At 54.2% G+C, this 13,420-nt stretch carries 11 protein-coding genes, 2 tRNA genes, 1 rRNA gene and 1 pseudogene; 6 read left to right on the forward strand and 9 right to left on the reverse strand.

Translation table 11 applies throughout. The features are described 5' to 3' along the window. Positions 1-224: 224 nt before the first annotated feature. Both fadE and M8318_RS11560 read left to right on the forward strand, forming a co-directional pair. Positions 225-2,669, forward strand: a complete 2,445-nt coding sequence (gene fadE / locus M8318_RS11555) for an acyl-CoA dehydrogenase FadE (RefSeq protein WP_262662692.1) — start codon at positions 225-227, stop codon at positions 2,667-2,669. Between the two features lie 109 nt (positions 2,670-2,778). Beyond that, positions 2,779-3,549, forward strand: a complete 771-nt coding sequence (locus M8318_RS11560) for an amidohydrolase (RefSeq protein WP_106996008.1) — start codon at positions 2,779-2,781, stop codon at positions 3,547-3,549. Between the two features lie 100 nt (positions 3,550-3,649). On the opposite strand, the gene M8318_RS11565 is transcribed toward M8318_RS11560, so the two are convergent. Then, positions 3,650-3,726, reverse strand: a tRNA-Asp gene (locus M8318_RS11565). A 119-nt stretch (positions 3,727-3,845) separates the two neighbouring features. After that, positions 3,846-4,589, reverse strand: coding sequence for a DNA polymerase III subunit epsilon (gene dnaQ / locus M8318_RS11570; RefSeq protein ID WP_262662694.1), 744 nt, complete (start codon positions 4,587-4,589; stop codon positions 3,846-3,848). Between the two features lie 145 nt (positions 4,590-4,734). Here dnaQ and rnhA point away from each other — a divergent pair, with 145 nt between their 5' ends. Further along, positions 4,735-5,202: a ribonuclease HI gene (rnhA, locus tag M8318_RS11575; protein ID WP_032616665.1), complete on the forward strand. Its 468-nt coding sequence runs from the start codon at positions 4,735-4,737 to the stop codon at positions 5,200-5,202. On the opposite strand, the gene M8318_RS11580 is transcribed toward rnhA, so the two are convergent. Beyond that, entirely contained in the window at positions 5,203-5,919 is a 717-nt protein-coding gene (locus tag M8318_RS11580; protein WP_262662696.1) for a class I SAM-dependent methyltransferase, read from the reverse strand. A gap of 32 nt (positions 5,920-5,951) precedes the next feature. Between M8318_RS11580 and gloB the strand changes: the two genes are divergently transcribed. Together gloB and mltD are read left to right on the forward strand one after the other, a co-directional pair. Beyond that, on the forward strand, positions 5,952-6,707 hold the full coding sequence (gene gloB / locus M8318_RS11585; protein ID WP_262662698.1) for a hydroxyacylglutathione hydrolase: 756 nt from the start codon (positions 5,952-5,954) through the stop codon (positions 6,705-6,707). A 71-nt stretch (positions 6,708-6,778) separates the two neighbouring features. Next, the gene (mltD, locus tag M8318_RS11590; protein WP_106996012.1) at positions 6,779-8,146 is read left to right on the forward strand and encodes a murein transglycosylase D; all 1,368 of its coding nucleotides are present in this window, start codon (positions 6,779-6,781) and stop codon (positions 8,144-8,146) included. 53 nt (positions 8,147-8,199) lie between these two features. Here the strand turns inward: mltD and M8318_RS11595 are convergent, their stop codons facing one another. The 3 genes from M8318_RS11595 to M8318_RS11605 form a co-directional block, all read right to left on the reverse strand. Beyond that, positions 8,200-8,970 carry a class I SAM-dependent methyltransferase gene (locus M8318_RS11595; protein WP_332018793.1) on the reverse strand — a complete coding sequence of 257 codons (771 nt, stop codon included), beginning with the start codon at positions 8,968-8,970 and terminating at the stop codon, positions 8,200-8,202. Positions 8,971-9,048: 78 nt separating this feature from the next. Beyond that, positions 9,049-9,849 carry an endonuclease/exonuclease/phosphatase family protein gene (locus M8318_RS11600; RefSeq protein WP_039032074.1) on the reverse strand — a complete coding sequence of 267 codons (801 nt, stop codon included), beginning with the start codon at positions 9,847-9,849 and terminating at the stop codon, positions 9,049-9,051. 138 nt (positions 9,850-9,987) lie between these two features. Next, the gene (locus M8318_RS11605; protein ID WP_262662700.1) at positions 9,988-11,163 is read right to left on the reverse strand and encodes an MFS transporter; all 1,176 of its coding nucleotides are present in this window, start codon (positions 11,161-11,163) and stop codon (positions 9,988-9,990) included. A gap of 104 nt (positions 11,164-11,267) precedes the next feature. On the opposite strand from M8318_RS11605, the pseudogene yafC reads away from it, so the two are divergent. After that, a pseudogene (yafC, locus tag M8318_RS11610) lies at positions 11,268-12,199 on the forward strand (DNA-binding transcriptional regulator YafC). Position 12,200: 1 nt separating this feature from the next. Here yafC and dkgB read toward each other — a convergent pair. The 3 genes from dkgB to rrf all read right to left on the reverse strand — a co-directional run bounded on the left by dkgB (position 12,201) and on the right by rrf (position 13,416). After that, positions 12,201-13,004, reverse strand: coding sequence for a 2,5-didehydrogluconate reductase DkgB (dkgB, locus tag M8318_RS11615; RefSeq protein WP_262662701.1), 804 nt, complete (start codon positions 13,002-13,004; stop codon positions 12,201-12,203). A 164-nt stretch (positions 13,005-13,168) separates the two neighbouring features. Beyond that, positions 13,169-13,245 (reverse strand) — tRNA-Asp (locus tag M8318_RS11620). A 55-nt stretch (positions 13,246-13,300) separates the two neighbouring features. Further along, positions 13,301-13,416, reverse strand: a 5S ribosomal RNA gene (gene rrf / locus M8318_RS11625). Positions 13,417-13,420 lie beyond the last annotated feature (4 nt).

Consider the following 13,420-nt stretch of genomic DNA (forward strand, 5'->3'; position numbering starts at 1 on the left):
AGTATTGATGAAATAACAGAGCAAGTTTACCGGATAGCGGTAAAAGCGAGAAGCTAAAGCCGCATGAATCGGCAGGCGTTTTGCTTATTTGTGCCGCGTAAAACATGAACAATGTGAACCAGGTTGTAATTATTTTGTGAATGCATTGCTAAAAGAAATAACATCCACTACAACCATATCATCACAAGTGGTCAGACCTCCTACAAGACAGGGAGCATTTCTTTATGATGATTTTAAGTATTCTTTTATCCGTTATGCTGATCGGGGTGTTGTTCTATCACCGGGTCAGCTTGCTTTTGAGCAGCCTCATCTTACTGGCCTGGACCGCTGCGCTCGGCGTCGCTGGCATCTGGAATATCTGGGTGCTGGTGCCGGTGGCGATTATGCTGGTGCCGTTCAACATCCCTTCCATGCGTAAGTCGATGATTTCCGCTCCGGTATTCCGTGGCTTCCGCAAAGTCATGCCGCCGATGTCGCGTACCGAAAAAGAAGCTATCGATGCGGGCACCACCTGGTGGGAAGGCGATCTGTTCCAGGGCAATCCTGACTGGAAAAAGCTGCACAACTACCCGCAGCCGCGCCTTACTGCAGAAGAGCAGGCGTTCATTGATGGTCCGGTTGAAGAAGCCTGCCGGATGGCAAATGACTTCCAGATCACCCATGAGATGGCCGATCTGCCACCGGAACTGTGGGCATTTTTAAAAGAGCATCGCTTCTTCGCGATGATCATCAAGAAAGAGTACGGCGGGCTGGAGTTCTCTGCCTACGCTCAGGCTCGAGTGCTGCAAAAACTGTCCGGCGTCTCCGGGATCCTGGCGATCACCGTCGGCGTGCCTAACTCCTTAGGTCCGGGCGAACTGCTGCAACATTACGGTACTGAAGAGCAGAAAGATCACTACCTGCCGCGTCTGGCACGCGGTCTGGAAATCCCATGCTTCGCACTGACCAGCCCGGAAGCGGGTTCCGATGCCGGTGCCATCCCGGATACCGGTGTGGTCTGTATGGGCGACTGGCAGGGTGAGCAGGTACTGGGTATGCGCCTGACCTGGAACAAACGCTACATTACGCTGGCGCCAATCGCCACCGTGCTTGGCCTGGCCTTCAAACTCTCCGACCCGAACAAGCTGTTAGGCGGTGAAGAGGATCTTGGCATTACCTGTGCGCTGATCCCTACCTCTACCCCGGGCGTGGAAATTGGTCGTCGTCACTTCCCGCTGAACGTGCCGTTCCAGAACGGTCCGACCCGCGGTCAGGATATCTTTGTCCCGATTGATTACATCATCGGCGGCCCGAAAATGGCCGGTCAGGGCTGGCGTATGCTGGTGGAATGTCTGTCTGTTGGCCGCGGTATTACCCTGCCGTCGAACTCAACCGGCGGGCTGAAATCGGTGGCGATGGGGATTGGTGCTTACGCTCACATCCGTCGTCAGTTCAAAGTCTCTATCGGTAAGATGGAAGGGATTGAGGAGCCGCTGGCACGTATCGCAGGCAACGCCTACGTAATGGATGCAGCCGCCTCCTTAATTACCTACGGCATTATGCTGGGTGAAAAACCTGCCGTACTGTCCGCCATCGTGAAATATCACTGTACCCACCGTGCGCAGCAGTCGATCATCGACGCGATGGATATTGCTGGTGGCAAAGGCATTATGCTCGGCGAAGGCAACTTCCTGGCGCGCGGCTATCAGGGCGCACCTATTGCCATCACCGTGGAAGGGGCCAACATTCTGACCCGCAGCATGATGATCTTCGGTCAGGGTGCGATCCGCTGCCATCCATACGTACTGGAAGAGATGGCGGCCGCACAGAACAATGACGTGGATGCCTTCGACAAGCTGCTGTTTAAACACATCGGCCACGTCGGCAGCAACCAAATGCGCAGCTTCTGGCTGGGTCTGACCCGCGGCCTGACCAGCACCACGCCAACTGGCGATGCCACCCGTCGTTACTACCAGCATCTGAACCGTCTGAGTGCCAACCTTGCGCTGCTCTCCGACGTGTCGATGGCGGTGCTGGGCGGCAGCCTGAAGCGCCGGGAACGTATCTCCGCCCGTCTGGGTGATGTGCTGAGCCAGATCTTCCTCGCCTCTGCGGTACTGAAACGCTACGACGATGAAGGCCGTCATGAAGCGGATCTGCCGCTGGTGCACTGGGGCGTGCAGGATGCGCTGTATCAGGCTGAACAGGCTATTGACGATCTGCTGGTGAACTTCCCGAACCGCGTTGTCGCTGGTGCCCTGCGTGTGGTCATCTTCCCGACCGGTCGTCACTATCTGGCGCCGTCCGATAAGCTGGATCATAAAGTAGCGAAGATCCTGCAGGTGCCGAGCGCAACCCGCTCCCGTATCGGCCGCGGTCAGTATCTGACCCCGAGCGAGCATAACCCGGTGGGTCTGCTGGAAGAGGCGCTGCTGGATGTGATGGCTGCCGATCCGATTCATCAGAAGATCTGCAAACAGCTGGGCAAAAACCTGCCGTTCACCCGCCTGGATGAGCTGGCGAAACAGGCCCTCGCCGGGGGCATCATCAGTCAGGACGACGCTGCCCTGCTGATCAAAGCGGAAGAGAGCCGTCTGCGCAGTATCAACGTCGATGATTTCGATGCCGATGAGCTGGCAACACAGCCGGTAAAGCTGACAGAGATCGTGCGTAAACCGGAAGCTGCATAACCCGTTGCAGTGCTAAACAACCCCGCCTGGTGCGGGGTTTTTTATTGCCGCCCGTTTCTCTGATTGTCGTGCTACAGTGTCAAAATGTGGTTCTTCGAGGAGTCTTACTGTGCCTGGTTTGAAGATTACGCTTTTGCAACAACCGCTGGTGTGGATGGATGGCCCCGCCAACCTGCGCCATTTTGATCGTCAGCTGGAGGGGATCGCCGGACGCGACATCATTATCCTGCCTGAAATGTTCACCACCGGGTTTGCCATGGAAGCGGCAAAACAGTCCCTGCCGCAGGAGGATGTAGTGGCCTGGATGCAGGCCAGGGCGCAGCAAACCCAGGCGTTAATCGCCGGGAGCGCCGCGTTGCAGACCGAACGCGGGCCGGTTAACCGTTTCCTGCTGGTTGAGCCCGAGGGCAAGGTGCATTTCTACGATAAGCGCCACCTTTTCCGCATGGCGGATGAACACCAGCATTATGAAGCGGGTAATGAGCGGCTGGTGTTTGAGTGGCGCGGCTGGCGCATTCTGCCATTAGTCTGTTACGACCTGCGCTTCCCGGTATGGTCGCGTAACCGTAACGATTATGATTTGGCGCTGTATGTCGCTAACTGGCCTGCCCCGCGCTCGCTGCACTGGCAGGCGCTGCTAACCGCACGGGCAATCGAGAACCAGGCCTATGTCGCGGGCTGCAACCGGGTGGGTACTGACGGCAATGGGCATCACTATCGCGGCGACAGCCGGGTGATAAACCCGCAGGGGGAGATAATCGCCACCGCAGAGCCGCACCATGCCACACGCATTGATGCCGAGCTGTCATTGACGGCATTGAGAGACTATCGGGAGAAGTTTCCTGCCTGGCAGGATGCGGATCCGTTTAGCATTAACTAAACATCTGCCGGGTAGCATCAGAGCGTGTTGCCCGGCCAAATCAGCAGCGCAATAAAACGAGAAAGGCCTGAATCATTGCTGATTCAGGCCTTCTGAATAGTGGCGGAACGGACGGGACTCGAACCCGCGACCCCCTGCGTGACAGGCAGGTATTCTAACCGACTGAACTACCGCTCCGCTGTGTTCCCTTGGGAACGAGGCAGATATTACGGTTTGCCTCCGATCCCGTCAATGCTTTTTCTCTGCTTTTGAATCGTTTGCTGCAAAAACGATCCAAACGGTTATTTTAACAGCATTTAACCGCGCCACAGGCAGCTACCGCCCTTCTTCTGCACCAGATCCAGACGTGATTCATGTGCCAGCAACTCTTCATCGCTGGCAAGAATGACGCGTAATGCGCTGGCCTGACGAACAATGCGCTGGATTTCGTTCTCTCCGGACTGCTGCTGGGAATCATTATCGGCGTTAAAGGCCAGCGCTGTCTGGCCCCCCGTCATGATCAGATAGACATCGGCCAGAATCTGGGCATCGAGTAATGCCCCGTGCAGCGTTCGTTTGCTGTTATCTATTTCATAGCGCGAGCACAACGCATCGAGGCTGTTACGCTTGCCGGGGAACATCCTCCTCGCCATCGCCAGACTGTCGGTGACTTTACAGAAGGTGTCGGTCTTCGGCAGGCCGCGGTTGAGCTTGCTGAATTCATAGTCCATAAAGCCGATATCAAACGAGGCGTTATGAATGACCAGCTCGCCGCCTTTGATGTAGTCGATGAACTCATCGGCAACGTCGGCAAAGGTGGGTTTATCCAGCAAGAATTCATCTGCGATACCGTGCACGCCAAAAGCTTCCGGGTCCACCAGCCGGTCTGGCTTCAGGTAGACGTGGAAGTTATTGCCGGTAAGACGGCGGTTGATCACCTCTACCGCACCGATCTCGATGATCTTGTGCCCTTCATAGTGAGCTCCGATCTGGTTCATACCGGTGGTTTCGGTATCGAGGACGATGATCCTGTCGGCGTTATGTGTGTCTGCAATACTCATTCTGAAAACCTGCTCTGTTCAACGGCGACATTGTAAACAACCTGGCCAGGCCTTCAAAGGCTAATTCGCACCGACTCTATTTTGCAGTGCTGATGGCGACCATTTATGTCAGACTTACCATTTTGATTACAGGATGTCTGCCAGGATGCGTAAACAGGTAGAGATATACACCGACGGATCGTGCCTCGGCAACCCGGGACCGGGGGGCTACGGTGCAATTTTGCGTTATCGCGAACACGAAAAAACCTTCAACGAAGGCTATCGCCTGACCACCAACAACCGTATGGAGTTGATGGCGGCGATTGTCGCGCTCGAGGCGTTGAAAGAGCACTGCGATATCGTGCTGAGCACCGACAGCCAGTATGTGCGCCAGGGGATCACCCAGTGGATCCATAACTGGAAAAAACGGGGCTGGAAAACGGCCGACAAAAAACCGGTGAAGAATGTCGATCTCTGGCAGCGTCTGGATGCGGCACTCAGCCAGCATAAAATCCAGTGGGAGTGGGTGAAAGGCCACGCCGGGCATCCTGAAAACGAACGCTGTGACGAACTGGCCCGCGCAGCGGCGATGAATCCGCAGCATGACGATGTAGGGTATAAACCGGAAGCCTGATCAGGGCTTACGGTATTGTCGTGTCGCACCCACGGCGGCACGCAGCGGCGTTTTCGCTTTGCTCTGTTTCATGGGGTTAAGCGTCAGAGGGATGGTGCGCTTGCGCGCCACAATCAGCTGCATGCAGCCCAGCGCCGGGAAATGGGTGCTGAGCATCTTCCCGCCCTGCTGCGTCCAGGGTAAGACCTGAAAACCGCTATGGTGCATCACCTCGAAGTTGAGCAGCGACAGCCAGTCGAGCTGGCGCATCAGGGTGAACATCCGGCTGTTGTACGGCGGGGTGTGGCGCAGAACCGGCACCAGCTTACGCAGCCCCATCAGACTCATCGGGTTAAAGCCGCTGATCACCAGCCAGCCATCATCAATCAGCACCCGGTCAGCTTCCCGCAGCAAACGGTGTGGATCCTCGCACCAGGGCAACGAATGCGCCAGCAGGCAGGCATCCACGGATTTTTCAGCAAACGGCAAATGTAACGGGTCCGCCTTCACCTGAACGGGTTCGCCCCCCAGCGAAACATTAACCTGATGTGAGATCCCGCAACTTTCGGTGTTGATTTCCGCGCTCAGATTGCCAATCTTAAGCAGGTGAAAACCATACATTTTCGCAAACCAGGGCTTAAGCTGCTGCTCAAGCGCTTCGCGATAGTATTCGCCCCAGGGCAATTCCGCCCAATGTGCTGGTGCTGAGACAATCTGAGGTATCCTTGCCGGTTTCATCAAAACACCCGCCACGCTATGAGAGGTAATGTATGAATCTTATCAGTATTCCTGCTTTTCAGGACAATTACATCTGGGTTTTAACCAATGATGAAGGTCGCTGCATCATAGTCGATCCTGGCGAGGCAGAGCCGGTGCTGAAGGGAATTGAGCAAAACCAGTGGCAGCCGGAAGCGATTCTGCTGACCCATCATCACCACGACCACGTGGGCGGCGTGGCAGCGATCTGTGCAAAATTTCCGCATCTTGTAGTCTATGGCCCCGCTGAGACACAAGATAAAGGTGCTACCCGCGTAGTCGAAGATGGAGAAAAGATCCTCATTCTTGCGTCGGAGTTTTCTGTAATTGCCACACCGGGTCACACTTTAGGACATATCTCGTTCTTCAGTTTTCCTTATCTTTTTTGTGGCGATACCATGTTCTCCGGCGGCTGCGGAAGATTGTTCGAAGGTACGCCAGCCCAGATGTACCAGTCCTTCCAGAAAATTAACGCCCTTCCCGCCGACACCCTCATTTGTTGCGCGCATGAATACACTTTAGCGAATATGAAGTTTGCAATGCACGTTTTGCCCGAGGATATGGCGATTCAGGATTATTACCGCAAAGTTAATGAGTTACGTGCAAAAAAACAAAAAACACTCCCCGGAATTCTGAAAAATGAACGTAAAATTAATGTATTTCTCAGAACTGATGACGTTGATTTAATTAATAAAATTAATGAAGAAACAAATATGCAACAACCTGAAGAGATTTTCGCATGGTTAAGGGCGAAGAAAGATAACTTGTAGTAATTGTGTGTTGCCTTTTCAAATGTTCGTCGTTATCATCGCTCGTCTTTTAAGCAACTATTGACACACACATGAAGGCAAAAGCGATATTACTCGCCTCTGTCCTGCTTGTGGGTTGCCAGGCGTCTCAGAACACTGGCAACGTACAACAGCACGCACAGAGCCTTTCTGCAGCTGGTCAAGGGGAAGCAGGGAAGTTTACAAGTCAATCGCGATGGGCAGACGATGGGACGTCTTTCGCACAGGATCAAGACTTGTGGGTCTCCATTGGTGACGAGCTAAAGATGGGAATTCCGGAAAACAGCCGGATACGCGAACAGAAACAGAAGTATTTAAGCAATAAGAGCTATCTCCACGATGTAACTTTACGGGCAGAGCCGTATATGTACTGGATAGCAGGGCAAGTTAAGAAACGTAACATGCCTATGGAACTGGTACTACTACCCATAGTGGAGAGCGCTTTTGACCCACATGCAACGTCTGGCGCCAAGGCCGCAGGTCTTTGGCAGATCATACCGAGCACAGGGCGCAATTATGGTTTAAAACAGACCCGCAACTACGATGCGCGTCGTGATGTGGTCGCTTCGACGACTGCAGCACTCGACATGATGCAACGTCTGAACAAGATGTTCGACGGTGACTGGCTGCTGACTGTCGCTGCGTATAACAGCGGTGAGGGTCGTGTACTGAAGGCAATGAAAGCGAATAAAGCACGGGGTAAACCTACCGACTTTTGGTCGCTTCCACTGCCACGGGAAACCAAATTATACGTGCCAAAAATGCTGGCTTTGAGTGAAATTTTCAAAAACAGCCAACAGTACGGTGTGAAGCTGCCGACCTCGGACGAGAGTCGCGCGCTGGCGAGAGTGCGTATCAACAATCCTGTTGAACTGAGACAGGTTGCGGATATGGCAGGTATCTCGGTCACCAAACTGAAAGCCTTTAACGCAGGTGTGAAAGGCTCTACGTTGGGTAACAGCGGGCCGAAGTACGTTCTGGTGCCGCAGAAACACGCTGAACAGTTACGGGTATCTCTGGCGGCGGGCGAAATTGCTGCGGTTCAGTCTACGCTGATCGCGGATAATTCACCGGTTAACAGCCGTAGCTATCAGGTACGTACAGGCGATACGCTCTCAGGTATTGCATCACGTCTTGGCGTGAGCACCAACGATCTGCAGCAGTGGAACAAGCTGCGCGGCTCTAGCCTGAAAGTGGGTCAGAACCTGACGATTGGCGCAGGTACCAGCGCGCAGCGTCTCGCCAATAACAGCGATAGCATTACCTATCGCGTGCAAAAAGGCGATTCGCTCTCCAGTATTGCGAAGCGTCACGGCGTAAACATCAAAGATGTGATGCGCTGGAACAGCGATACCGACAATCTGCAGCCTGGCGATCGGATAACGTTGTTTGTGAAAAACAACGCAACACCGGATTCCTGATTTCAGAGACCTGATGTAAAAAAGGCACCGATTCCCCCGGTGCCTTTTTTGTTTTATCCCGCTTTCTGGGCTTCAGCGAAGAGCGTATCGCTGGTGAATGAGCCCTCCTCCTGCAGCTCAAAATAGGCTTTTACCTCCGCGGAAGCGCTGTCCTGATAGAGACGAATTGCCTGGCTCAATGCCTCTGGCGTGCGCATACGGGCAATCCATGAAGAGAACTCCAGGGTCAGCCTGTCGGTCTGCAACGCCCGCGTAATCAGCCCGGCGTCAGTGAACATCGATAACCATTCGCCGCTGGAATAATTACGGACATGCGAGGTATCACGCAGGGCTTCAACCGTTTGCAACCAGATATCGCGAACAGGATGGCCGGGCGACATGATATCCATGATGATGACCAGACCGCCCGGTTTCAGCACCCGCTTAACGTCGCGTAACGCCTGGCCGACATCGTGCCAGTGGTGCGCCGAGTAGCGGCTGATGACGATATCAAAAGAGTGGTCGGCGAAGGGTAAGGATTCGGCATAACCCTGGCGGGTAGCAATATTCCCCAGCCCCTTCTCACTGGCAGCCGCAGCGACCACCTCCAGCATCTGGCTGGATAAGTCATATGCCGTCACATGAGCGACCTGCTGTGCCGCCACAAAGCTGGCATGGCCCGCTCCGCAGCCTAAATCCAGCACGCTGGCATCGGGGAAGTCGGCCAGACGTTCAGCCAGACGCTGCAGATCGCGCCCGGATGCATGAACCGTGCTGGTGAGATAGGCCTTTGCCTGGGAGCCAAACTGTTTTTCTACGTTGTCATGATGGGACTGTGTTGTCATTTTCTGCTGTCCTTTGGTTGATGAAAAATAAAGGGCAGCACCCGCACAGGCCTGCCCCACGGCAGACCTGACATACCTCTATCTCTCAGGCTTGCCGGGACTGAATTCGACGAGTAGCGGATTATGATCGGATGCGCGCGTCACCAGCACTGAGGCTTCACTGACGTTCAGACCACGATAGAATACAAAATCGAGCGGGCGACCAAACGCCTTGCGACGTTGGTCATCAGTAAAGCGCACTTCGCGCAGCGACATCTCACGCGCGAAGCGATAAAGCGCGTTCATCCGCGGGCGGCTCCAGGCATTGAAATCACCGGCCATTACCACCGGACCGCTGTGATGCGCGATCTGATCCCCGATGGGCAGCAACTGTTTGCTGTAGACGTCAACGCCGAGACTAAAATTGACCGCGTGGATATTCACCACCATCAGCAGACGGGTATCCGGGAGTGGGTAGACGGTGACCAGGGCAGATTTTGCCAGGCGCAGGAGCGGTTCTCGTTCCCGCAGCGGGCAGCAATAAACAGGATGGGCGGCAGAGAGCGTCATCACGCCTGACGGATGCTGAGGCAGGACAAATGCCGGTACCTGGTCAGCAGCAAGATAGTTAGTGGTCGCAAACCTGACCAGCTCTGGTGTGGTTTGCGCCTCCTGCAACAGCACCAGGTGCGCATCTTTACCAAAGTTTTGCAGAACGGATAACCATTCGGCGCGCTGCTGTTTGAAGATATTCCACACCAGCACCCGGATTTTTTCATCACTGCTTAAAGGTGCGCCCGCGGGCAACGCCTGGCCAATGCTCGCAAACGACCCCGGAGGCAAAATTCTCTCCGCAGGTTGTCCGGCAACATAACGCATGGCATAGGTATTTTTTCGCACGATGTGAAACGACCTCTATAAACAGAACCCGTCCAGAAACAGGAGCGGGTTCTAATGTTATAGGGTTTTAAGCTCACACTTTCAACGCAATTACTGATAAACCGCTGTTTGGTTTTGTTAGCAAGTGCTTACACCAGCTTATTCCAGCACAACATGAGGGGTCTTATCCAGGCGACCGCTCAGGCCAATCAGCATAAATGCCGCGAGTACAATTACCGCCCCAATCCATGGCGTTTGTGCCAGACCAAAGTGCTCTACGGTCTGCCCGCCAATAATAGACCCCAGCGCAATGCCCACGTTGAAAGCAGCGATGTTCAAACCAGAGGCAACATCTACGGCATTAGGGGTGTAGAGCTCGGCTTTCTGTACCACGTAGACCTGCAGGCCCGGTACGTTGCCGAAGGCGAAGATCCCCATCACCAGTACCGTCGCCAGCGCGGCATACTGCATCGAGGCGGTAAACTGGAAGACCAGCAGCAGGACAACCAGCGCGGCAAAGATAATTTTCAGTGCCGGAACGGCGCCGTGCTTATCTGCCAGCTTGCCGCCCCAGATGTTGCCGATCGCCACCGACACCCCATAGCCGAGCAGGATCCAACTGACTGCGCTCGGTGAGAATCCGGCCAGATCCTGCATCATGGGTGCCAGGAAGGTAAAGGCGGTAAACACGCCGCCGTAACCCAGCGCCGTAATGGCGTAGATCATCAGCAGGCGAGGATGGGTCAGCACCTTCATCTGATCGCGTAACGTTGCTGCCGCACGACCCGGAATGTTCGACGGGATCAGTATCAGACTGCTGATCAAAGCGATTACCCCCAGCAGCGAGACCGCAAGAAACGTTTCACGCCAGCCAAAATGCTGTCCGATAAAGGTGCCCAACGGGACACCGGTAACAAGCGCCACGGTTAAACCACCAAACATAATGGCAATGGCGGAGGCTGCTTTCTCTTTAGGCACCAGGCTTGTCGCGATGGTCGAGCCGATGGAGAAGAAGACCCCATGGGCAAGGCCAGTCAGCAGACGGGCAATCACCAGGGTGGTGTAATCAGGTGCCTGCCAGGCAAGAATATTGCCGGCGGTGAAAAGTACCATCAACGCCATCAGCAGTTGTTTACGCGGCAGACGGCCTGTAAGTGCAGTCAGCACCGGCGCGCCGATCGCTACGCCAAGGGCATAGATGGAAACCAGTAGACCCGCAGAAGGCAGGGAGATGGCAAGCTGGTCAGCAATGGTTGGAACCAGACCTACAATAACAAATTCGGTAGTGCCGATTGCAAAGGCACTGATCGTCAGGGCAAGTAGCGCCAGAGGCATATAAAACTCCGTCTCATCAGGATTAAGATGACACGGAGTATGCGCCAGTGTTTAAATAACAAAAATGCTCAAAGTATCAATACAATTTTGCGGATTAAGCAACAATGAAAGCAACCTCTGAGGAACTGGCGATCTTTGTCGCCGTCGTTGAGAGCGGCAGCTTTAGCCGCGCCGCCGAACAGCTCGGTCAGGCCAATTCAGCCGTCAGTCGGTCGGTAAAAAAGCTGGAGATGAAGCTGGGCGTCAGCCTTCTGAACCGGACGACCCGGCAGCTAAGCCTGACAGAAGAAGGCGAACGTTATTTCCGTCGCGTGCAGTCTATCCTGCAGGAGATGGCGGCGGCAGAAACAGAGATTATGGAAACCCGGAGCACGCCGCGCGGCCTGTTGCGTATCGACGCCGCCACCCCCGTGGTGCTCCATTTCCTGATGCCTTTAATTAAACCTTTCCGCGAGCGTTATCCGGAAATGTCGCTGTCTCTGGTCTCGTCAGAAACCTTTATCAACCTGATTGAGCGCAAGGTGGATGTGGCGATCCGCGCCGGGACGCTAACCGACTCCAGTCTGCGGGCACGCCCGCTGTTCACCAGTTATCGCAAAATCATCGCCTCTCCGGACTATATTGCCCGTTTCGGCAAGCCTGAGACGATTGAGGAGCTCAAGCAGCATCTGTGCCTGGGCTTTACGGAGCCGGTATCCCTTAATACCTGGCCCCTTGCCTGTCGGGATGGCCAGCTTCATGAAGTGGTGAGCGGGTTATCCTCGAATAGCGGCGAGACGCTCAAGCAGTTATGCCTTGAAGGGAACGGGATTGCCTGTCTTTCGGACTATATGATTGATAAAGAGATCGCCCGGGGAGAGTTGGTCGAGCTGATGGCGGATAAGCGCCTGCCGGTTGAAATGCCCTTTAGCGCGGTCTATTACAGTGACAGAGCGGTAAGTACCCGCATCAGGGCCTTTATCGACTTTCTGAGCGAGCATGTAAAACAGCTCCCGAAGGAGCTGTAAGAGGGTTTTGGGTACAGAGGGAGGGTTAAATTAATCCCAGTTCGGCGCCAGCCCTTCCGGGCTCACCAGGCGATCGTTGCAATCCAGTGCCGCGATCGCTTTTTTATCGTCCTGATCCAGCATCAGATCCTGTGCCAGCAGGTTGCTTGCCAGGTTTTCACGTTTGGTTGAAGAAGGGATCACCGCATACCCCTCCCCCATCGCCCACGCCAGGATAACCTGCGCAGCAGTGGCGTTATGTTTGGCAGCAATACGCAGAATGGTTTCATCTTTCAGCGCTTTGCCGTAAGCCAGCGTCATATAAGAGGTGATATGAATGTCGTGCTGCTGCGCCCACTCCACTACCTGACGGTTTTGCAGATAAGGAGAAAGTTCGATCTGATTAGTAGCAATATTTTCTGCGCCAACAGCCGTAATCGCCTTTTTCATCAATGGGATAGTGAAGTTAGAAATCCCAATTTCACGCGTCAGCCCTTGGGATTTAGCTTCAAGCAACACCTGCATAAACTCTTCAACTGACACGGTGTCGTTTGGCGATGGCCAGTGGATCAGGGTCAGATTGACATAATCGGTGCGCAGCTTTTTCAGGCTCTCTTTCAGGCTTGGGATTAATTTCTCTTTGCTGAGGTTCTCAATCCAGATTTTGGTGGTGATAAAAAGTTCGTCGCGCGGTACGCCGCTCTCTTCGATGGCCTGGCCGACCGCAGCTTCGTTATCATAGATCTGCGCGGTATCAACCGCGCGATAGCCCAATTCGAGGGCAGTTTTAACGGATGCGATGACAATATCGTCTTTCAGGCGGAAAGTGCCGAGACCAAATGCAGGGATAGTCATTGAATTCCTCTTTTCTTCATCATGTTTGTTAATAAAGAGGATTATTACTGCTGAGGCTATGTGAAAAAAGAGCGTATTAAGCAGAGGATTTTTGCGTTTATAGCAATAATTAAACGACAGGCAAGAAAAAAAGCCCTGAGCGTTAGCTCAGGGCTTTCAATAGGTGGCGGAACGGACGGGACTCGAACCCGCGACCCCCTGCGTGACAGGCAGGTATTCTAACCGACTGAACTACCGCTCCACCGAATACTTCTGTAACCACCGGATTAATGCCCCGGTTCACTACGTAATTTGATGCCTGGCAGTTCCCTACTCTCGCATGGGGAGACCCCACACTACCATCGGCGCTACGGCGTTTCACTTCTGAGTTCGGCATGGGGTCAGGTGGGACCACCGCGCTACAGCCGCCAGGCAAA

The organism is Leclercia tamurae (assembly GCF_025566055.1).
In the GTDB taxonomy this organism is placed as follows: Bacteria; Pseudomonadota; Gammaproteobacteria; order Enterobacterales; family Enterobacteriaceae; genus Enterobacter; species Enterobacter tamurae.